The organism is Foetidibacter luteolus, from assembly GCF_009650435.1.
Classification (GTDB): Bacteria; Bacteroidota; Bacteroidia; order Chitinophagales; family Chitinophagaceae; genus Foetidibacter; species Foetidibacter luteolus.
This window is the reverse complement of record NZ_VVIP01000020.1, coordinates 58,056-80,714: the sequence shown is the minus strand read 5'-3', so window position 1 is coordinate 80,714 and position 22,659 is coordinate 58,056. Positions and strand designations below refer to the sequence as shown.

Annotated in this window: 17 protein-coding genes; 11 read left to right on the top strand and 6 right to left on the bottom strand. The window is 45.3% G+C overall.

Features of this window, described 5'->3' with window-relative positions; translation table 11 throughout:
* Positions 1-166 precede the first annotated feature (166 nt).
* The gene (locus tag F0364_RS06150) at positions 167-1,516 is read left to right on the top strand and encodes a sensor histidine kinase (RefSeq protein WP_153796889.1); all 1,350 of its coding nucleotides are present in this window, start codon (positions 167-169) and stop codon (positions 1,514-1,516) included.
* A 286-nt stretch (positions 1,517-1,802) separates the two neighbouring features.
* Here the strand turns inward: F0364_RS06150 and F0364_RS06145 are convergent, their stop codons facing one another.
* A complete protein-coding gene (locus F0364_RS06145; RefSeq protein ID WP_153796888.1) occupies positions 1,803-3,218 on the bottom strand; it encodes a glycoside hydrolase family 30 protein in 1,416 nt (471 codons plus the stop codon).
* A 342-nt stretch (positions 3,219-3,560) separates the two neighbouring features.
* Between F0364_RS06145 and F0364_RS06140 the strand changes: the two genes are divergently transcribed.
* From F0364_RS06140 to F0364_RS06125, 4 genes are all read left to right on the top strand, one after another.
* A complete protein-coding gene (locus tag F0364_RS06140) occupies positions 3,561-4,052 on the top strand; it encodes a putative universal stress family protein (protein ID WP_153796887.1) in 492 nt (163 codons plus the stop codon).
* A gap of 87 nt (positions 4,053-4,139) precedes the next feature.
* The gene (locus F0364_RS06135; protein WP_153796886.1) at positions 4,140-5,054 is read left to right on the top strand and encodes a bestrophin family protein; all 915 of its coding nucleotides are present in this window, start codon (positions 4,140-4,142) and stop codon (positions 5,052-5,054) included.
* Positions 5,055-5,193: 139 nt separating this feature from the next.
* Positions 5,194-6,114, top strand: coding sequence for a DUF2167 domain-containing protein (locus F0364_RS06130; RefSeq protein WP_153796885.1), 921 nt, complete (start codon positions 5,194-5,196; stop codon positions 6,112-6,114).
* 178 nt (positions 6,115-6,292) lie between these two features.
* Entirely contained in the window at positions 6,293-6,652 is a 360-nt protein-coding gene (locus tag F0364_RS06125; RefSeq protein WP_153796884.1) for a hypothetical protein, read from the top strand.
* A 24-nt stretch (positions 6,653-6,676) separates the two neighbouring features.
* Here the strand turns inward: F0364_RS06125 and F0364_RS06120 are convergent, their stop codons facing one another.
* From F0364_RS06120 to tsaE, 3 genes are all read right to left on the bottom strand, one after another.
* On the bottom strand, positions 6,677-7,120 hold the full coding sequence (locus F0364_RS06120; protein ID WP_153796883.1) for a hypothetical protein: 444 nt from the start codon (positions 7,118-7,120) through the stop codon (positions 6,677-6,679).
* 479 nt (positions 7,121-7,599) lie between these two features.
* On the bottom strand, positions 7,600-8,814 hold the full coding sequence (locus F0364_RS06115; RefSeq protein WP_153796882.1) for an alanine dehydrogenase: 1,215 nt from the start codon (positions 8,812-8,814) through the stop codon (positions 7,600-7,602).
* A gap of 53 nt (positions 8,815-8,867) precedes the next feature.
* Positions 8,868-9,281: a tRNA (adenosine(37)-N6)-threonylcarbamoyltransferase complex ATPase subunit type 1 TsaE gene (gene tsaE / locus F0364_RS06110; RefSeq protein ID WP_153796881.1), complete on the bottom strand. Its 414-nt coding sequence runs from the start codon at positions 9,279-9,281 to the stop codon at positions 8,868-8,870.
* 369 nt (positions 9,282-9,650) lie between these two features.
* Between tsaE and F0364_RS06105 the strand changes: the two genes are divergently transcribed.
* Complete coding sequence (locus F0364_RS06105) at positions 9,651-11,900, top strand: heavy metal translocating P-type ATPase (RefSeq protein WP_153796880.1); 2,250 nt, start codon at positions 9,651-9,653, stop codon at positions 11,898-11,900.
* Between the two features lie 142 nt (positions 11,901-12,042).
* On the opposite strand, the gene F0364_RS06100 is transcribed toward F0364_RS06105, so the two are convergent.
* Complete coding sequence (locus tag F0364_RS06100) at positions 12,043-12,636, bottom strand: hypothetical protein (RefSeq protein WP_153796879.1); 594 nt, start codon at positions 12,634-12,636, stop codon at positions 12,043-12,045.
* 260 nt (positions 12,637-12,896) lie between these two features.
* Between F0364_RS06100 and F0364_RS06095 the strand changes: the two genes are divergently transcribed.
* From F0364_RS06095 to F0364_RS06075, 5 genes are all read left to right on the top strand, one after another.
* Positions 12,897-13,328: a hypothetical protein gene (locus tag F0364_RS06095; RefSeq protein ID WP_153796878.1), complete on the top strand. Its 432-nt coding sequence runs from the start codon at positions 12,897-12,899 to the stop codon at positions 13,326-13,328.
* 122 nt (positions 13,329-13,450) lie between these two features.
* Entirely contained in the window at positions 13,451-14,500 is a 1,050-nt protein-coding gene (locus F0364_RS06090) for a 3-oxoacyl-ACP synthase III family protein (protein ID WP_207632542.1), read from the top strand.
* A 133-nt stretch (positions 14,501-14,633) separates the two neighbouring features.
* Entirely contained in the window at positions 14,634-15,641 is a 1,008-nt protein-coding gene (locus F0364_RS06085; protein WP_153796876.1) for a diacylglycerol/lipid kinase family protein, read from the top strand.
* A gap of 644 nt (positions 15,642-16,285) precedes the next feature.
* Positions 16,286-19,342 (top strand): SusC/RagA family TonB-linked outer membrane protein, encoded by a 3,057-nt coding sequence (locus F0364_RS06080; protein WP_153796875.1) that lies wholly within the window; start codon positions 16,286-16,288, stop codon positions 19,340-19,342.
* Positions 19,343-19,362: 20 nt separating this feature from the next.
* Complete coding sequence (locus F0364_RS06075; RefSeq protein ID WP_207632541.1) at positions 19,363-20,739, top strand: RagB/SusD family nutrient uptake outer membrane protein; 1,377 nt, start codon at positions 19,363-19,365, stop codon at positions 20,737-20,739.
* 496 nt (positions 20,740-21,235) lie between these two features.
* On the opposite strand, the gene F0364_RS06070 is transcribed toward F0364_RS06075, so the two are convergent.
* Complete coding sequence (locus F0364_RS06070) at positions 21,236-22,648, bottom strand: murein hydrolase activator EnvC family protein (RefSeq protein WP_153796873.1); 1,413 nt, start codon at positions 22,646-22,648, stop codon at positions 21,236-21,238.
* Positions 22,649-22,659 lie beyond the last annotated feature (11 nt).

Sequence of the window (22,659 nt, the reverse complement as noted above, 5' to 3'; positions counted from 1 at the left end):
TGCGATAGCTTGGGGGCACCCCCTGAAAAATTCACTCTTCCTAATACATAAGAGCCTGCCAATGCAGCTTTTATACCAAAAACTACCCCAAGGTTTGTACTTAAGCAATATCTTTATTTTTAACTTACGCCATTAATTCACCAATTACCTTTCACCATTTACCTATATGCAATTAAAACGTTACGAGTGGACGATACTGATGCGGGTATTGCTGCTGTTTATCACCCTTTCCGCAACCTCATTCTGCGTGGTAAAGGGCTGGATGATTTATGTAGTGTTCCTGGTACCGGTAATTATTTTTCAGTTGATTGACTTTTACCGCTTCAACAAAAAAGCCCAGGACGAAGTGGGCCAGTTTGTGGAAAGTGTGCATTACCGGGACTTCTCCCGCTATTTTGATGTAAACCATGCACCGCTGGAACTGCAACCGCTGCGCAAAGGGTTTAATGATATTAATACCACCTTTAAAACCATGAGCCGGGAAAAGGAAACCCAGTATCAATACCTGCAAAAGATACTGGAACTGGTAGATACGGGCATTATTAGTTACGATGCGGAAACAGGTGAAGTGGTTTGGCTGAACGAATCGTTTAAGAGAATGCTGGGCATACCCTACCTGAAAACGCTGGAATCGCTGCAGAAAAGGGATGAATACCTGTACGAGGAAGTACGGCACCTGAAAAACGGGGAAAGCAAAATAGTAAACCTGATTAAAGACAAAAACACTTTTAAGGCGCTTATTACTGCTACGGCTTTTCAAACCCAGGGCCACATATACAAGCTGGTGGCTTTTCAAAACGTAAACGAGGCGCTGGACGAAACGGAAAGCAAGGCCTGGCAGCGGCTGCTGAGCGTTATGACGCATGAGATAATGAACTCGGTAGCGCCTATTTCGTCGCTGGCTGATACGCTGAAAAACCTGCTGGCCATAGCAAAACCCAATGTATCTAACGAAAACCAGGGCAACTTTGAAGACCTGGAACTTGGTATTAACACCATCAAGCGCCGCAGCGAAGGCCTGCTTAAGTTTGCAGAAACCTACCGCAACCTGAACAAGATTGTAAAACTTAACCTGAGCAAAGTATATGTAAGCGAGCTTTTTGAAAACCTGCACCAGTTAATGGAGCCCACCCTGCTGCAGAAAAATATTGAGCTGGAAATTATTTTGAAAGACCCTATGCTTACTGTAGAAGCCGATGTAAACCTGGTGGAACAGGTATTGATAAACCTGGTGGTAAACGCGGCAGAAGCCGTTAAAGAAAGGCCGGAACCACGTATAATTCTCTCCGCCAGCCTTAGCGGCAACAATAATAAGGTAGCCATTAAAGTATCTGACAATGGCAGCGGCATACCCGATGAAGTGCTGGACAAAATTTTTATTCCTTTCTTTAGTACCAAGAAAAGCGGCAGCGGTATTGGCCTTAGCCTGTGCAAACAAATCATGATGCTGCACAAAGGCAACATACAGGTGCAGACCGTATTGGGAGAAGGCACGGCGTTTATTTTGCAATTTTAGATTGGGGAGTCAACGTTATTTAGTTAAGAAACCAATGTTAGGTTGGGCGTGTCGAAACCGTTTGTCAGCGAAAAAACAGCATGTTGCACCCCGCGCCAGGGATAGCAGTGGATACCCCGCTGAAGGTTTTGTGTGCCGGCCTTGTGGCGGAGTAGTAACGGATAGCCCGGCCCTTCGGGGGCGCCCTGAATGTCTTTATCTACCTGCAGGTATTACAACAGCTACGCAAACCATACCTTGTTGCAATTCTTGAGGGGCTGATGAGAAAGCCTGCCTGCAAATGCATTTAAGGTATAACATAAGTAGCCACAGCGCCCCCGTTTAATGATGTGCTGATTATCTTATGCCCTGCTTTAATAGAAAACTGTTTGGGTTCCGCCGCTTCATTTAACACCAGCACTACAGTTTTGTTGCCTGGTGTTTTAAAGGCTACATTGGCCAACTGGCCTGTTTGTGTGGATGCAAGGCGTACAGAACCTGGCCGCACAAATTTTGACGCATGGGCAATAATGTAATACGCGGGGTTGCGTTTAACGGTATTGCCGTCTATAGTAACCGCCCCCAGGCATTCTGTACAGCCGCCGGGCGTATGTGGCTCTAATGCGCTGTTGGCGGCAAGGTTCCATTCCAGTGCTACCTTGCTCCAGTTAAGGGCTGTGCCGATAACTACGTTTTTAATGTGCCAGCTTAGGTCGCCTTTAAGGTTGCCCGGGGCGCCAATCCACTGTTCAGTAAAGTATAAGTTTTTATCCGGGTGTGCATCATGCACTTTAGACAAAGCACTAACCTCGCCACCATACAAATGAAAAGCGGAGCCATCTACATACTGTTTTGCAGCGGAGTCATTTAAAATACTGATGGGGTAATCGGGCCTGTCGCAATTATGATCGTACAAGATAATTTTAGTTGCAATACCCGCATTTTTAAATGCCGGGCCCAGGCTGGTTTTAATAAATGCAGCCTGCTGTTCAGGTAACATCAGCAGGCTGGGGTTATTGCCCGGGTGCAAAGGTTCATTCTGAATGGTTATCGCGTCAATAGTAATGCCTTCCCCTTTCATGGCTTGTATGTACTTCACAAAATATTTGGCATAAGCATCATGGTATTGCGGTTTAAGGCTGCCGCCCTTGGTGCTGTCGTTTGTTTTCATCCATGTGGGCGGGCTCCAGGGAGAGCCGAGTATCTTGATATCAGGGTTAATAGCAAGTATTTCTTTCAAAACGGGTATCAGGTGCTTTTTATCGGGCTCAATGCTAAACTTATCCATATTCACATCAGTTTGCCCTTTGGGCAAATCGTTATAGGAAAAAGGAATGGAGTCCAGGTCGGATGCGCCAATGCTGATGCGCAGGTAACTGACGCCAATATTGTTACCGTCTGTGGCAAAAAGTTCTTTTAACAGGGCAGCGCGGCTGGCTGCATCCATATTGGCCAGGTGCAGGGCGCTGCCGCCGGTTAATGAATAACCAAATCCATCCATGGTTTGGTAGGTTTGGCTGGCATTGATATCTATAACAGCGCTGTCCGTTTTATCAGAAAAAGCCAGTGAGGATTGTTGCTGAAAGAGAACGGTTTTGTCGGGGTCTGTCAGCCAAACGGTTACGCTATCCTTTCCATTGCTTTCGCTACCAGGCTTGTTAGAGCAGGAAACAAACAGAACAGTTGCTGTTAGCAGGGCGGCGCAGGCTTGTAATGTACGCATACTAAACTTCCGGTTTAAAGTGGATAAAAGGGTTGGCAAAAACAATGGCAACCAACCGATAGATGGGTAAAGATAGTGACCGGCTTTTGTAAAACTAATTTAATACAATTGTTAAAGGATTGTTTATGAAATTGCTATTCTTTCCTATTGTATATAAATACTGTTGAATACGTTCGGGTATTGTTTAACTATAGCCTTTTTGATACACTTAAAAACTAAACTACTCTAATTCTTTTCTAATAACATTCTTATTTATCTCTAATTACTCTCTTATCGGGTTTTAATGGCGGCGTAGCAGCTTTGTATAAATTATCAGGCACATCATCTCTAAAAAATTATATCATGAAAAATGTTTTAATACCAACTGACTTTACGCTGGAAACGCTGCAACTGGTTAACAAAACCGCCGAAGCTTTAAAAGGTGAAAAATTCAACGCTGTTTTGTTTCACGCTTTTGATTTGCCGGACAGCATTATTGACTTAATGTTTATAGGCCGCGAAAAAATTTATTCCGGGTTAGTTTCTGATGACTTCCGCAATCAATGCAAGAAAGTAAAGAACCTTTACTTTGAAACCATCAATTCAGTTTGTGTTAAATACATGTACGGAAATACAGTAAGGGTATTTAAAAATTTTGCCGATGCTAACAACATCAGTCTTATTGTATTGCCGGAAGAATTGCGCCTGCAACTGCCTCACAAGTACAGCATGAACCCTGTTTCCATATTAAAAAAATCAGGCCTTCAACTGCTCAGCACATTTGAACGTGCGGAAGGCAAGGTTTCTGTAGTTGATGCGCAGAAAAAAGAATCATTCAGCTTTACACAGATGTAGCTGGTATTACATTTCAGTTACCGGCTGAAATATTTTAAACGCTTATCGCGCAAGAAATAAACACTCACCCATTTAAAGAATAACAGTATGTTGCTAAAAGAGAATATACCATTTAGATATGTGTTTGGAAAGATACGCTACGAAGTACTGTTTATTACTTTGTATGCGGTTGCTATTGTACTGCTGTACAATAACTTTCACTTTACCAGGATATCCATACCGCTGGCGGTACCTGCCATACTGGGAACGGTTATATCGCTGCTGCTGGGCTTTAGAAGCAACCAGGCATACGACCGTTGGTGGGAAGCACGCCATATATGGGGTGCGATAGTTAATGATTCCAGGACCTTAACCCGCCAAATACTTTGCTTTACCGAAGTGGAATATGAAGGAGACGCAATACAGCACATGCGGGAAAGGTTTGTAAAAAGGCAGATGGCCTGGTGTTACAGCCTGGGTAAAAACCTGCGCGGCCTAAACTCCAGGGAGGGGCTTGACAGGTTTATAAGCCGCAAGGAGCAGGAGTTTGTATCGCATTATACCAATGTACCTGCAGCCTTGCTGGAGCTGCATGCACGTGACCTTAACAAGGCGCTGGAGATGGGCTGGATCAACCAGTTTCAACAGGTGGAACTTGACAGGACGCTAAGCCGCCTCTGCGATTCTATGGGCAAATGCGAACGTATTAAAAACACCGTTTTCCCGGTTACTTATAGCCAATACATACATTTTTCATTACTGCTTTTCATTGGCTTGCTGCCCTTTGGAGTTATACAGTACTTTGGGTTTATGGAAGTGCCGGTTGTAGTGGCCATAGCTTCCTGCTTTTTGCTGATAGAAAAAATGGCCATACACCTGCAGGACCCGTTTGAAAATAAGCCAACCGATACCCCTATGACCGCAATATCCAACACCATAGAAAGAGACCTGAGACAAATGCTGAAAGACCAGGAACTGCCGGAACAAACGGAACAGCAGGCATTGCAATTTTATGTTTTGTAGATGAACGCGATATACGAATGCAACGAGAGGGCCGGATTTTTCCGGCCTTTATTGTTTAGATTTTGATTAAATTTTTATAAGCTGTAACGCTTTTAAAATATAAACAGCATTTTTGCGGCTTAACAAAAAACCTTAAACCATGAAGAAACTGCTGTTCCTTCCCCTGTGCCTGTTACTGGCACTAACCACATTTGCCGAAAAAGACAAGAAAAAGAAAGCTGAGGCCGTTGCGGAGATTGATTCCGTTGCCGCGGAAATTGCAGCTTACGAGAAATTTTCTGACTCGGTGGCCAGTGCCCTTAAATACCAAACCGGCAAAATTTCCCTGAAGGGAGACCATGCGGAACTGAATGTTCCTGCCGGGTTTAAGTTTCTTAACGCTGAGCAAACACAGTTTGTAGTGCATGATATTTGGGGCAACCCTAAGAGGGATGATATCCTGGGCATGATTTTACCGGCCACTTCTTCTCCACTGGACGATAGCTCTTATGCTTTTATTGTTTCATTCGATGACATGGGCTATGTAAAAGACGATGATGCCAAAGACATAGACTACGACAAGATGCTGAAAGACGAACAAAAAGAAGAGCCTGAACAAAACAAGGAAAGAGCGCAGATGGGTTACGAACCCATCCATTTTGCCGGCTGGGCGCAAAAGCCTTTTTACGATGAAAAAAAGAAAGTGCTGCATTGGGCTAAAGACCTCCAGTTTGGCGATAACGAAAACCATACGCTTAACTACGATGTAAGGGTTCTGGGCCGCAAGGGTGTACTTTCCCTTAACGCGGTTTCATCCATGAGCGGGCTACCGTTGGTTAAAAAAGACATTGATAAAGTGCTGGCCATGGCATCTTTTACAGACGGCAACAGGTATGCTGATTTTAACTCCAGCACAGATAAAATTGCTGTGTACACCATTGGTGGCCTGGTTGCGGGCAAAGTGTTGGCAAAAGCCGGTTTGTTCGCGATAATAGCCAAGTTTGGCAAATTTATCGTGATGGGCATTATCGCTATATTCTACGCTGTCAGAAAATGGCTTACCGGCCGTGGCCGCCCTTAAGAAACTGTGGCAGTTGAACCCGTTAGCAATAACGATAACCCGCAGGCTTAAGCATACGCAGGCAATGTGATTATTAAAAAGCTTCCGTTAACCGCGGAAGCTTTTTAATAATCATTACTATTTTTTGTAAACATTGTGCAATTAACGTAGCCTGCGCATCCCGTATAAAACCCGAAATATGAAAAAATATATCCTCCTTCTGGCCATGTTTGCCGGCGTCGTATCCTGTACATCTTCCAGGAAATCCACAACAGGTATAACCAGCAGTGCAACGGCTGGAAAAAATGAACCTGCTACTGTTAGCGGTGGTGATGGTTTATCTTATGAAACAGCCGTTATAATAAACGCCGGCGGCGAGATACAAGGCGTGGCAAAAGAATATGAATGGCTGCGGGAACATTACCCCGGGTATTCAATGGTAAAACAAACCTTACAGCACCGGGATAAAAAATCTTATGATGTGCTTAGCATTAAAACAGCGGAAGGGCAACAAAAAGATATCTATTTTGATATAACTAACTTCTTTGGAAAGTTTTAAACAAACTGCCGCTGATCGGTGCTTTTACTTCACATCATCTGCACACCAGTCAAACTGCTTTAAAGAATAGCTGAAGTGATAAGAGAATGCATCTGCCATATTGTGCGGGTAAAGCGAGAGGGTATCGTTACGGCGGTAAACGTCAAAATCTTCCGCACCAGCCTCTCCAGAAAGCCGTAACAGCCCCAGGCGCACTTCAGAGCCGGCACTGTCTTTTTCAAAACTGTAAGTGCCGCATCCCTGTATGCCGTTTCTGATGGAAGTATATCTTGATTGATCGAACTGGATAAAATAAGTTACCGTATCCTGCTCTGTAAATGGCCGCCCCGCTATTCCACCGCTGTACCCGGTATATTTCCAGGTTCCGGTAACGCCCGGGGCAGGTGCGGTAGGATTAGTTTCATCTTTACTGCAGGCAACCCAGCCAAGAGTTAATGTTAGTAGTATATAAACAGCCAGCTTTTTCATACCCGTTAAGGTTTAAGTACAATGATATTATTTACGGTTAAAACGTTGCGCCATTATAAAAATTTTGTTTTCCTGTAACATTAACGTAAAAATGCCGGGCAGTGTTTGTACGGGCCGGGATAAATATTGAAACCTTGGTGATTTATCACATTGTTATACCATATAACCGGTTATAGTTTTGCCGTAGGTTTTTCATAGGATATTGGACTAAAACGGGGAAGCATTTCTATGCAGTCCCTTTTTTGTTTTTTGGCAGGCACAAAAATTTACACAAGCCTCTCTGTTCTTTTGCGTTGCCGGATGCTATACTAAGTTTCTGGCGCCGAAGGCGGCAGAAACAATGGCTACCTGGTGGTAAAAGCCTCATAGCGAACAGAACGTACAAGAGTGCGACGCAACGGAAGCCTCATTCTTATTCCTGCTGCCGGGCCCATAAAAATCTTCTTCCTGCTTTTAAACACTCGCTTTAGAGAAGGGACTTACCTTCTGCTGGCAATCAGCAAATTCAAATCGGTATATTTTAAATCAAACCGCTGGCTGATATAAAAATTGGTAAGATGGCCTTTATACATGTAAATGCCATGGCGCAGGTTAAAATTGTGCCATACCATTTCGTCAATGCCGCCTTCGTCGCTGGCATCCAGCAGCAGAGGCATCAGTACATTGCTTATGGCATGGCTGGCCGTGCGGGCAAAGCCACTGGGTATATTGGGCACGCAGTAATGTATTACGCCGTGTTTTTCAAAAGTGGGGGCTTCGTGGCGGGTTACTTCGCTGGTTTCAAAACAGCCGCCGCGGTCTATGCTTACATCAATAATAACGCTGCCGGGGCGCATAGCCATCACCATTTCTTCTGATACCACTATGGGGCTGCGGCCGCTTTCGTTGGTAAGGGCGCCAACGGCCACTTCGCAGGTTTTTAATTGCTTGGCAAGTATTTTAGGCTCTATAACGCTGGTCCATACCCTAACGCCCAGGTTGTTTTGCAGGCGTTTAAGGCGGTACACATTGTTGTCGAACACTTTTACGGATGCGCCCAAAGCCAGCGCTGTTCTTGTGGCAAACTCGCCAACTACCCCGGCCCCGATAATAATAACTTTTGTAGGCGGTATGCCGCTAATGCCGCCCAACAGCACACCTTTACCATTATTGGCGCTGCCCAGGTACTGGCCGGCAATAAGCATTACGGCGCTGCCGGCAATTTCGCTCATGCTGCGTACTATGGGGTAGGTACCGCTGTCATCTTTCAGGTTTTCAAAGCCCAGCGCTGTTACCCGCTTTTCAATCATCTTTTCTATAAACTGCTTTTTAAGCACAGAGAGATGAATGGGGGATATAATGGTTTGGTTAAGCTGCAGAAAAGGCAGGTCGTCATCCATTACCGGTGCGCTTTTAATTAAAATGGGCGCTTTATACACTTCTTCTTTGTCGTAGGCTATCCTGGCGCCTGCTTCACTAAAGTCGTTGTCGGTGTATTTGCTGCCCTCGCCGGCGGTGGTTTCTATAATTACTTCGTGACCATTATTTACCAAAACACCTACTGCTTCAGGTATTAATGCCACCCTGTTTTCATTATAAGCGGTTTCTTTGGGCAGGCCTATGTGCAGGCTGGCGCCCTGGCGTTTAATATCTAATGTTTCTTCCAGTGTTTCGTAGCTTATAGACGGACTGATAATTGGTTTTGATGTGGCCATGTAGTTTGGAGTGGTTTGTGTTTCCCCTGATGTTGTACTTAAAGTTACTCAATTTATAACATCAGGCGTATTTGTCTTGTTTGGTTGTTAAGCAGGTCAAGTTGCAGGTGCAGGGTTTCGTCCGGCAGCAGGCCCACGGCTTTCTCAGGCCATTCTACAAAGCAGTAGTTGCCGCTTTGCAGGCAGTCGTCAATGCCGGCCTGTATGGCTTCTTCCTCGTCTTTCATGCGGTACCAATCCATGTGGTAAATAGTTCCCGCCACGGGGCTGCGGTATTCGTTAATAATCGCGAAAGTTGGGCTGCTGATGGTATCTGTTACCTGCAGGGTTTCGCACAGGGCGTGTACCAGGGTTGTTTTGCCATTGCCCATTTGCCCGTGCAAGGCCCAAATTCTATAGTTTTTTGCCGCCCCCCATAATTGTTGGGCAGCGTTGTTTATATCCGGTAAGGCATATTCAATCACCATGCTGCAAACGTACTGAATTGTAAAGCTTTTATAAAACCCTGCTAAATGCAACGTGGTGGTAAAGATATTTCCGCAATCGCAATCCGGCCTTTTTTGCCTTGCGGTAACTTTGTACCGTTGATTTGTTGATTCTACTAATTTTTTGGATAAAGAAGTTTTGGGGCTTAGCTGTGTTACTGCTATTGGGCTTTGGTTGTGTCACTCACTTGTACGTCCGGAGCAATACTCGGCAGCCCACCTGGTAGAAATCAATTCCGTCAGCATAAAAATTAGTTACTACACTTATCCTGCCCTGTAACATTTATAATCATTCTGATAATGAAAATGCCGGTTACTCATTTCATTATTAGAACTACTATACAATAAATTATGGAGAAAGTAAACTGGAAAGTAGAAGGCATGGATTGCACGAACTGCGCCTTAACCATCAGCAAATACCTGGAAGGCAAGGGCATGCAGAACGTAAAAGTAAATTTTATTGGTGGCGATGTGAGTTTTGATATTAATGGCAATGCCTCAAAACAGGAAATAGCCAAAGGTATTGACGGCCTGGGTTACCAGGTTCATACCGGTGATGAGGCCCAGCCCAAAAAACAACGCAGGCTGTTTAAAAACCATTGGCAGCGGTTTATTTTTTGTTTAGTTTTTACCGTGCCGCTGTTTTTCGGGCATCTTATCCCGGGCATTCATATTCATGCGCTCATGAACCCTTATGTGCAACTGGCGCTGGCTTTACCCGTTTACATAGTAGGGATGGATTTTTTTGGCCGCAGCGCCATTAAAAGCCTGTGGAACGGCGTGCCTAACATGAACGTGCTGATTGCCCTGGGCGCAACAGCGGCGTTGGGATACAGCGTTTACGGGATGCTGATTGGCCAGGCGGAACAATACATGTTTTTTGAAACCACCGCAACCATACTTACACTGGTTTTTTTAGGAAACTGGCTGGAAGATAAATCTGTTGAAACCACACAGGCTGCGTTGCGTAAGTTGGCTGTGTCGCAAAAAACGATGGCCAACATGATTGCTTACGACGACAAGCACGAAGAACATATTTTTCCCGTAGAAAGCACCAAACTGCATGTAGGAGATTTGATTTTGATAAAAACCGGTGAAACTGTGCCCATGGATTGCAAAATACTATGGGGAGATGCCAGTGTAAATGAAGCGATTATTACCGGGGAAAGCGTGCCGGTGGAAAAGAAGATGAATGATAAACTCATCGGCGGCAGTATTATGGAAAGCGGAACGGTGAAGGCCTATGTTACCGCCGTGGGTGAAGACTCTGTAATGGGCAATATTCTTAAACTGGTAAAGGCGGCCCAGGCTGAAAAACCGCCGGTGCAGCAACTGGCCGATGAAATAAGCGGCATTTTTGTGCCCAGCGTTATCATCATATCCATGATAACATTTGTGATAAATTATTTTTATGGCCACTTAACTTTTGCTGACAGTTTAATGCGTGGCATTGCTGTGCTGGTAATAGCCTGCCCCTGCGCAATGGGCCTGGCAACCCCCGCTGCGATAGCCGTTGGCCTGGGCCGTGCTGCCCGCAACGGGGTACTGTTTAAAAATGCCCGCAGCCTCGAAATTTTTAAGAGCATCAGGCAGGTAGTGTTTGATAAAACCGGCACACTGACAACAGGGCATTTTAAAATAACCGGGTTTAGCGTGAATGGTGAAGGGGCAATGGTGAATAATGCGGAAAAGCTTACAGATACCAATGATGCAGCCCAAGGTTCATCGTCCGCCATTCACCATTCACCACTCACCACTCACCATTCACCACTCACTACTCACCACTCACCCAGCACTCCCGACGATTTTAAACGTATTGCTTATTCGCTTGAGCGCTACTCCAACCATCCCATTGCAAAAGCCATTGCTAAAGAATGGAAAGTAAAGGACGATATACGCTGGCAAACGGTGGAAGAAGTAAAAGGCCTGGGAATGAAAGCGGTGGACAAAGAAGGGAACGAATACATTGCCGGCTCCTTTAAAGTAGCACAGGGATTAACAGAAGACTATACCCACAACGTATACATTATCCGCAACAATGAATTGCTGGGCTGGATTGATGTAGCCGATGAAATAAGACCTGAAGCCAAACAGGTAATAAGTTTACTGCATAGCAATAATGTAAAAACCATTCTGCTAAGCGGCGACAAGAAAGAAAAAAGCGAAGCTGTAGCGCGGCAACTGGGAATTGATGAAGTAATTGCAGAGCAAACGCCGGAACAAAAACTGGAAAAATTAGCCGCACTTACCATGCAAGAGCCAACAGCGATGGTGGGTGATGGTATTAATGATGCGCCTGCGCTGGCCAAGGCTACAGTTGGTATTTCTCTTAGCGATGCTACCCAGGCAGCTATGCAAAGTGCGCAGGTGGTGTTAATGAACCATGGGTTAAAGAACCTCCCTTTATCACTGGGGCTGGGCAAACACACTTACATTACCATACAGCAAAACCTGGGCTGGGCCTTTGCTTATAACATAGTGGCCATTCCCGTGGCGGCATTTGGCTTTTTAAGCCCCACATTTGGCGCATTGGTAATGGGCATGAGCGATGTGGTGCTGGCGGTAAATTCGGTAAGGCTTAACTGGAAAAAAGTGGTATAATCTTGAGTTCTTTTCTGCAAGGTGGGAAAAGCTGCGTAGCGAAGAGAAAGTACAAGAGTGCGACGCAAGCAAAGCCTCATAGCAATCCTGCTGCCGGGCCCATAAAAAATGTATTTTTTTTGGCCTCACCCGGTACCTGAAATTACTGGTTGACAGCGGTTACGAGGTATTTGCCTTTCGCTTCGGTAAACCATATTTTGCCATCGCCTATTGATGCACCCTGGAAGTTGCGGAATATCCTGTCTAACCGCTGGCTGTCAACGGCGGCCTTTACACCAGCATTGAATAAGTCAGCATATTTTTCTTTAAATATTGCCGGTGTTTTGGCCTGTTTAAGAGGAAACTGCACATGTGCGGCAATGCTATCCACATTATCCGCTTTTACCCACTCTTTAAAGCCAATTATAAATTGTTTGAAGCCGCCAGGGTTGTTGAAGCCCGCATTATCCCATGAGGTGGGTATGCTGCCATCTTCAAACAGGGTATCCTGCGCTGTTAACTGTGCGGCGTAAGGATCGGCAGTAACTGCTGATGCGCTGTCTGCTTTGCCGGTAACATCTGCGCTATCCACAGCGTTTGTGTTTTCGGCGCCGCTGTTGCATGCGGTAAGTAATATAATAAAACACGCTGCCAGGTATTTTGCTTTCATAAGCTTTGAATAATTATTGAGGAACAGGTAAAAATGGTTGTGGTTTATTTTACACATAACAGCGGTAAATATAGATTCTTTTGCCATTTAACTACAATGTTTACAATGGCTTTACCAATATGGGACCTATGTTTAGTAAGCCGAAATTTTTAATATTGGTTTTTTGCAAATCAGGCATGCATGTTGTAATTTTAATTAGCACGTTATTGCGAAAGACAGCCGGGAAAATGTATTATAAATTTTCCGTTATCCATGCAACGAAAACTTCATTTGCTTGTCCTATTTAAGAGCCCCCAACTAATAAGTAAGTACGAAAATTTATACCAAATATCCTAAACTGGTAGTTTATGGGCTATACAGCATCTACACTTGTTAATAACCGCATTTTGCAGCTTGAGCAAGCTATATTTTATAACTGCAGTGGCTTTCATGAAAAGCTGCCTGTTAACATAGTACGCCCTTTTAATGTAGAAAACGACAGGGTGATATGGTTTAGCCTTGGCAGCATGCCGCTTACCTATATTAAGCTTGACAGGTTTGCCGGGGAACTTTTCTTTTACAAAAAAGGAGAACCTTACAGCATAACTCTTGAAGGTGTGGCCGAAGTGGTTTTTTACGATACCCTTTGCATTAAGTTTACCGTAAGCCAGGTACGCTGCCAGGAGCTTGTTATTCCTCAAAAAAAGGAAGCTTTACATAAGAAGATATTACCGCTTCTTAAGGTTATTCCCAATGTTGGCTTATATTTTAACAGGTTAAGGCCCGCTGTGAAAGTGTAAGCCGGAAACCGCTGCTCTGTTTTACAAATTATGAATAGCGTATATGCACTTGTGTTTCCCTTATAATAATCTGTACCTTTCCACCCGAAATTTTTATACAACCACCTAATTAACGGATTGCAATGCCAAAAAGCAGGATAGCAGGCATAGGAATGTACGTGCCCCAACATGTGGTAAGCAATAATGACCTTACCAGCTACATGGATACCAGTGATGAATGGATACAGGAACGCACCGGTATTAAAGAAAGGCGGTATGCCCACCGCACACAGGAAACCACCACTACCATGGGCGTGGAAGCCGCCAAAATTGCTATTGACAGGGCAGGCATTACAGCGCAGGATATAGATTTCATCGTTTTCGCTACATTATCGCCAGACTATTACTTTCCCGGTTGCGGGGTGTTGGTGCAGCGTGCTATGAAAATGGGGGAAATCGGCGCCCTTGACGTACGAAACCAGTGCAGCGGGTTTGTGTACGCACTAAGCGTTGCGGACCAGTTTATTAAAAGCGGCATGTATAAAAACATACTGGTTATAGGCAGCGAAAAACATTCGTTTGGCCTTGACTTTAGTACCCGCGGCAGAAACGTATCTGTAATTTTTGGCGATGGCGCCGGCGCTGTGGTATTGCAACCTGCCGAAGATGAGGAAAGCGGTATATTATCCACCCATCTGCACAGCGATGGTGAAAGCGCTGAAATACTGGCAATGTACAACCCCGGCACGCATGCCAACTACTGGACAAGCCAGCAAGTGGCCAATTTTGACGAAGCCGAAATAGGCCAGATGTTCATGAGCCATGAAATGATTGATAATGCCCAGAACTTTCCCTTTATGGATGGGCCTTCCGTATTTAAAAAAGCGGTGGTTAAATTTCCGGAAGTAATTATGGAAGCTTTAAATACCAATGGCTATAAGCCTGCGGATATTAAAGTATTGATACCCCACCAGGCCAACCTGCGCATTGCACAGTTTGTACAGCAAAAGCTTGGCTTGCGTGAAGAACAGGTATATAACAATATTCAAAAATATGGTAACACTACAGCCGCTTCCGTACCTATTGCCCTATGCGAAGCCTGGCAGCAAGGAATGATTGAAAAAGGTGACCTTGTTTGTCTTGCCGCTTTTGGCAGCGGCTTTACCTGGGCCAGCGCCTTAATAAAATGGTAAGCACATTAAGAACAAATTAGAATGGCGTTAACCAAAGTTTAAAAAACATTCCACAACTCATTTATTTCTGCACGTTTGGTTTCTCCGGTTATTAATTCTGTAATATTGGGCTTTCTAACAATAACGATGCAGTATGGAAAAAGAAGCAGTGGAAAAAGACGTGTATAATACTTTGACCTTGTCCCCAAAAAAAGAACATACCAGTAAAATTCCGGCCGAAAAAATACAGAAGATAGAGCCCTTACAAAGACGCTTTGTTTTCCTGGCCAATCCAATATCCGGCGGCGCTAAAAAAGACAGCCTTCTGAAAGATATAGAAGCGGAAGGAAAAAAGCGTGGGATGCACTATGAGATAATACCTACCAACTCCACCGGCAACTACGATTTTTTAAAAGATAAAATTCTGGACCATCACATAACGGATGTAATCATTATTGGCGGCGATGGCACCGTAAACCAGGTGGTAAATTCTTTGCAGCATGTAAAAGTGCGGTTTGGCATAATACCCATGGGCAGCGGTAATGGTTTGGCTTTCGCGGCGGGTATTCCTAAAAAGCCACAACAGGCCTTTGATATTATTATGAAAGGCGAGTCAAAAATGGTAGACGCTTTCCTGATTAACCAACAGTTTTCCTGCATGCTTAGCGGGCTTGGCTTTGATGCCAGCGTTGCACATGATTTTGCAAGCAAGGCAAGCCGCGGCCTGCTTACCTATACGCAGCAAAGCCTTATTAATTTTTTCAAGGCCCAGCCTTACCAGTTTGAGATATTGCTGGACAATTTTTCCTTTTACACCGATGCCTTTTTTATCAGCATAGCCAACAGTAACCAGTTTGGCAACAACTTTACCATTGCGCCACAGGCAAGCCTTAACGATGGTTTGCTGGATATAGTGATTGTTCAAAAAATGAACAAGGCCCGCCTGCCTTTTGCAGTGCTTAGGCAAATAAGGGGCAATAACCAGTTGCAGCAACTGGTTGATGATGTTACTAAAAAGAACGTGCTTTATTTTCAAACGCCTTCGCTTACCATCCGCAATCTCAGGCACGCCCCTTTTCATATTGACGGCGAACCTAAAGAAACCAGCAGCGAGTTTAATATCGAAATCATCAAGGATTGTTTTGAATTGATACAGCCATAGATACGGCTTGTTTTTTCCGGTGTTTTTTATGATACCAGCGTCCGGTATTTCATGGCGGCCCGGTTGCGTCGCAATCCGTTCATCGTTCTGTTCATTGGGCGGCTTCTCTTGCCGGGTAGTGAATACCGAATAAGGAACAACGAAGGAAAAATAAGCCCCACTCACCATTCACTACTCACCATCCCACCATTCACATCCCACCGCTGAATGGCTGCCGGATTGAAGCGGAAACCCCGCTGAAGGCCTGTGCGGATGGCCTTGAGGCGGAGTTGCAGCGGAAAGCCGGAACTGCAGATGCAACAAAGTACTCCAGGCTCACAGCCCCAAATTCTTCCGCTCAAAATATTCTACTGTTACTGCTTCAAAAGTTCGCACCCATATTATCAGATTTCAGTAATTCAAATTCACAGTTCGGTTAAAATGCAGCGCTTCCGAATCAGCTATTAAAGCATTGTTAATGTCTTTGCAGATGGCACTTAACTGCTACCAGGTTATTGTAATGAAGAATTCCGCAAGCCCGCTGCATTGGCTACGGCAACTATTATTACAACTGCACTTCAGCAAATAACCCTTTCGCAACACATCCGGTAAACACGAAGGCCCTGTGCAATGGGCCAACATTCAAAACATTTAAAAAGCAACAGATGAAATGGTTAACTACGCTAATGATGGCCACTGTGTTGTTTACTACTGTGCAGGCACAGGTGCAAACAGCAAAAGGCACAGTAACAGACGCCAAAGACGGAACACCCCTGCAAGGAGTATCAGTAAAGGTAAAAGGCCAGGCGGCTGGTACGCAAACGGATGAGGCCGGCAACTTTACCATCAACATGCCGCCTGGCAGCAAGGTATTGGTGTTCTCGTTTATCGGCTACGAAATAATTGAAGCCGAAGCCACAGCCAACATGCAAATTAAGCTGGGCACACAAACGCAGGACCTTAACGCCGTTGTGGTAGTTGGCTATGGCACCAAAACAAAAAAAGATGTTACCGGCGCTATTGCCAAGCTTAACCAAAACGATTATATACCGGCCCCTGTTCAAAGCTTTGAGCAGGCCATACAGGGAAAGGCTGCAGGCGTGGTAATTAGCTCCGGCAGCGGTAAAGTAGGCCAGGGCATAAAAGTGCAGGTACGTGGCTCCGCATCCTTATCAGCAGGTACACAGCCTTTCTATGTTATTGACGGCGTGCCCATGATAAGCAACAGCCAGAGCGACATTAACAACGACCCCACCAACCCGCTGGCAGACCTTAACCCGTCTGACATACAATCCATAGAAATCCTCAAAGACGCGTCGGCAGCCGCCATTTATGGCTCCCGTGCCGCCAATGGCGTTGTGCTTATTACCACCAAAAAAGGACGTGCCGGCAAAACGAATATTGAAGCCAACTATGCGGTAAGCTTTAGCAAACCCACCAAAAAAAGAGGCTTTTTAACAGGTAAAGAATACAGCGACCTTTTATTGGAAGCAGCCAAAAATGACGGCGTATATGACTTTCAGAACGGTATATCCGGTTTTGGCAGCGAACAGGAAGCTATTGACTTTTTTACCAACGACCCCGATTATGGCGCTGTACCTGTACTGGATTACCTGGCACAGGGAACAGACTGGCGCAATAACGCTGTAAACACCCCCTGGGAAGACTACATTTACCGCAATAATGCCATCGCCCACCAGGCAGATATTTCCGTATCAGGCGGCGATGAAAAAACAAGGTTTTATGCTTCGGGCACTTTTAGCGACCAGCAGGCTATTGTAATCATGAACAAATTTCAGAAGTATGGCGGCAGGCTTAACCTTGACCATACTGCCAGTAAAAGGCTAACGCTGGGCATGAACCTGGCCATTAACCGTTCTGAAAACTTCCGGGTAAGTGATGACAATGCTTTCTCCACGCCCGGCCAGATTGTAGCGCTGGCGCCTATAGCGCCATTGCGTGATGCCAATGGCGAATACAGCGATAATATTCCTTACTACAACGGCCTTATACAGGCAGGCAATGCCAGCGACAGGCAACGTGTTTTCAGGAACATCGGCAACGTATATGCCACTTATAAACTATTACCTTCACTGGCTTTCCGCTCAGAGTTTGGCGCAGACATTCTTAACCAGAACGAAGAGCAGTTCCAAAACAATAAAACACAAGACGGGGCACCCGCCGGCAAGGGCCAGTACCTTACAGCCAGCATTACTACGTTTAATACCAATAACTACCTAACATTTACACCAACATTTAAAGGCGATCATGATCTTGAACTGGTAGGCGGTATGAGCTACCAGCAGATTAACAGCCGCATTTCCGGCATACAGGGAGAGAATTTCCCATCGCAAAAACTTCAGACCCTTTCCAGTGCGGGTAATATAACTTTTGGTTCTTCATCAGGCACCACAGACAGGTTCCTGTCTTACTTTACCAGGGCCAGTTATAAATTTAAAGACCGCTACCTGCTTTCTTTAAGCGGCCGTATTGACGGTTCATCCAGGTTTGGCAATAACCGCAGGTATGGTTTCTTCCCTGCCGCATCTGTTGGCTGGGTGTTATCCGATGAAGAGTTCCTGAAACCGGTAACCTGGGTAAGCTCTCTTAAATTGCGGGCCGGTTACGGCATCACCGGTAATGCCGAAATAGGCAACCTTAACTACCTGTCGCTATTCTCTACCACGCAATACCCCAACCTGCCCGGCTTTGAAGCTACACAGGTAGCCAACCCCGACCTTGGCTGGGAAAAAACCGGCCAGGTTAACATCGGGCTTGATTTCGGGCTGTTCAACAACCGCTTATCCGCCACGATTGACTGGTATAAAAAACATACCACCGATTTGCTGCTGACGGTACAGATTCCTTCTACATCCGGCTTTACCTCAGTTGTACGCAATGTGGGCGTGGTTGATAACTCCGGTGTTGAGTTCACCATTTCCTCCAGGAATTTTGCAGGCAAAGACTTTCAATGGACTACAGATTTTGTTGCCGCTTACAATAAAAACAATGTAGTTGATATAAACGGGCAAATTATTGATGACGCAGCCCGTGCCGGCAGGAAAGCGGCCATAGAAGGAAACCCCATTGCTTCATTCTACATGCCTGTGTTTGCCGGTGTAGACCCTAACAATGGTGATGCCCTCTATCTTGACGCAGAAGGCAAAACCACTTCAGACTACTCATTAGCCAACAGAAGGGTGGTGGGCAACCCGAACCCTAAGTGGACGGGCGGCCTAACCAATACATTTACCTACAAAGGATTAAGCCTTAGCGCTTTCTTCTCCTTTACCTCCGGCAACGACATCTTTAACGCTTCCGGCGTGTACCAGGAAACCGGCTTTGGCAACGGTTACGATAACCAGACAAGAACCCTTTTAAACCGTTGGCAAAAACCGGGAGATATAACCAATGTTCCCCGTGTAGGCGTTTACTATAACAATGGGTACTTCGAATCTACCAGGTGGCTGTATGATGGGTCATTCATCAGGCTTAAATCGCTCATGCTTTCTTATAACCTGCCTAAGAACCTGTTGGGCAAAGCCAATATCTCCGGCCTGCGCCTGTTTGTGGCAGGCTACAACCTGTTTACCATCACCAGCTATGCTTACGACCCCGAGGTTAACTCAGGCGCCGGCACAGCAGCTCTTTCCGGTGGTATTGATTATTACACCATCCCAACACAACGTTCTATTACCGTAGGCCTGAATGTTAAACTCTAAAAAGAAAAATTATGAAACACATGAATAAATTTTTGCTGGCGGGTTTAATGTCAGTCGGCCTTATTTCCTGCAGCAAAAACCTTGAAATACAGTCAGAAACAAGCCTTAGCCCGGAGCAGTTGCTCACCACTTCCGATGGCGTGGTAAGCGTTTTATACGGAGGATACTCCACACTGGTGGCCGGCAGTTGCTATGGCACAGATTTTATTATGGCGGGCGAATTACTTGCCGGCGATGGGGATATATTCTGGAGGGGCACTTTTCAAACCTACAGGGATATTTTTAACAAGCAACAAATCGCTGTTGACCCTACCGCGCAAAGAATGTGGATTAATTCTTACAAAGCCATTAACAGCCTTAACAACGTACTGAAGGCAATAAGCGTGGTTAATGAAGACATCAGGGACAATATTGAAGGCGAAGCCAAATTTCTGCGGGGCTTATACTACTTTAATTTGATACAATACTTTGCCCAGCCCTGGTCAAAATCTGCCGGTAACGATCCGTTGGGCGTGCCTTTAATTTTGCAGCCTGTTGAGAACCTGGACAACCTGCAGGTTTCCAGGAACTCTGTTAAAGAAGTGTACGACCAGGTTATCAGCGACCTTTCTGACGCAAAAGCCAAACTTCCCGAAAGCAACGATAATGGCCGGGCTGATAAATCCGCTGCTTCGGCCATTCTTTCCCGGGTTTACCTGCAGCAAGCCAACTATGCAGGCGCCGCTGCGGAAGCCAATGCAGTAATTGAATTTGATGAAACCCTGGCGCCCAGCGTATCAGTTTTATTTAATAACAGTGGTAATTCAGCAGAAGACATTTTTGCTGTGCAGCAAAACAGCCAGGTAAATGTGGGCAGCTACCAGGGTGTTGGCAATGGCAATGATGGACTGGTTACTTTTTTTGCCAGCCTGCCCGGTGTTGGCAGGGGCGATGTGGACATTCAGCAGGCCCACATTAACAAGTACAGCAATGGAGACGACCGCAAGGCGCTGTTCTATTTAACACAGGGCAACGGCCAGAATGCCAATGCCATGCGCTCATCCAAATGGAGGGAACTGTACAAAGTAATTACCGTTGTACGCAGGGCAGAAATGTACCTTACCAGGGCCGAAGCCAATTACCGCAACAGCAGTGCCGTTGGCGCCAGTCCGCTGGATGATATAAATGCCGTAAGAACACGTGCCAATGTTCCGCCGCTGGCCAACATAGCCAATGCCGATGTTATTGTTAACGAGCGCCTTCTGGAACTGGCTTTTGAAGGCGATAAACTGTGGACATTAAAGCGGCTGAAGAAAAATATCGGTACAAGGGCTTACGACGACAGCAAGCTGGTATTACCCATTCCACAAAGGGAGCGGGATGCTAATCCCAACATCGCTCAAAACCCAACGTTTTAAGAGCAATTTTTTGAGCCCGGCTTAAGGAACGTATATGAGGCTTCCGTTGCGTCGCACTCTTGTACGTTCTGTACCCTACGCAGCTTTTCCCACATAGTAGATAATGTGTCTGCCCGCCATGTGCGGCAGACACATTTTAACTGTGGAACCTTAACAAAGCAGCGAGTCATAAATTTCTTAAAGGTACTTTCGCCATAAGGCTGCAACTTAGCTATGCCTGCCTCTCGTGGTAGCTTCGGTGTAACCCAGTTAAATGTTAGGTGCTTTTAGTAAGGTGCCTATGAGAATATTAGCGGTGCCAAATTTTTTTTGCAAAAGACTTGTTAATTTAATAAAAACCCTTTTCTTTGTCGCCCATTCGGATTTTAGACGATTCTCTTACATTGCTTGCTTTTTGATTGCCAATTCAAACTGCCATTGATTTACAAAATGGATTGAAACTAAAAGGCCATCTCCTTTAACAAGAGATGGCCATATTTTTTATATCATCATAAAGTTATCTTCTTCTCAACCAGGCTTCCGGGTTAAGGTTAGCGCCTTTATCGTTGGTAACCATAAAAGTGAGAATTCCTTCACCATCGCTACCCGCGGCAGCCTTACCAACCACTGTACCCGGCCGAACCTGCTGGCCCTTGGTTACATTTACGGTGGATAGGTTGCTGTAGGTAGTAAAATACTTACCATGCCGTACTACTACGGTTTGTGTACCAAGATCGAATATCGTTGATACCTCCCCTTCCGCAACAGCCTTTACGGATGAGCCAACGGGCAATGAAATATCAATGCCATCGCTATAGCCTTTAAGTTTGGTGTTGGGTATTTCGTAGCTTCCAAAGTGTACAGAAACAAAGCCCGCATCAACCGGCCATGGTAACTTGTTCCTGTTGTTCTCGAAGTTCAAGGAAAGTGTAAGCCCTTCCGTTGTTGATTCAAAGGGGCTGTACGTCCTGTCTGTTTTTGGCGCGGAGCTAAGGCCGGTGGTTGCTGCGCCCAGGGTGGGCTTAGTGGCGGCGGGCTCGGGTTCTGTATTACCCGGGGTAACAGCAGGTTTTGTATTATCTGCAGGTTTTGCATTAGCTGCGGCTGCTTGTTTCTGCTGCTCAGCCCTACGTTTTCTTTCCGCTTCTTCCCTGGCAAGGCGCTCCTGCCGTTCTCTTTCCAGCCTTTGCTGTTCACGCTTTTTGGCTTCGGCTATTTCGCGGTTAATAATGGTCCTTAATGCCTGTTGCAGTTTGGTCCTGGTTCTTTCCCTGTCGCGTATTTGGGTAGAAAGGTTTTTTTCGTCGCTTTTTAGCTTGGCCAGCACGTCGTTTACTTCAGATTTATCGGCCTGTAATACATTGAGCTGCTTGTTTTGCTCTCCAATGTTCTTGTTCTTTTCGTTTTTACTGCCGGCAAGCTGCACATTTTTCTGCCGCAATACATCCTGGGTCTTAAAAATGTTATCGGCCTGCGTTTCTCTGTACTGCCTGTAGCTTTTTAAATAAGCTACTCTTTTAACGGCATCATTAAAACTGGTGGCAGAAAAAAGAAAGTTGAGGTAATCGTAATTGCTGCGGTTTTTATAGGCAAAAAGTATGCTTTTGGCATAATTGTCCTTAAGTGTATCCAGTTCGTTTTTGTAGCGGTAAATATCCCGGTTGGTCATGAAGATTTCATCATCAATCTTCTTCATTTCCTTATTGAGGTTATTAATCAGTTCTGCGCGGGCCTTTAATTTACGCTGTATTAAAGCATACTGGCTAAGTGACTGTTTCTTATTTTTTTTGGTTTCCTGCAGGTTGCGGTTTAGCTCATCAATTTCCTGCTGCAGTTCCTGTTGTCTTTTTTGAATTTCTTCTTTTGTTTGCTGGGCATGGCCCACGTTTAAAAAGGAGAAGAGCAGTGTTGCAAGAAACAGTTTTTTCATTATTTACCAGG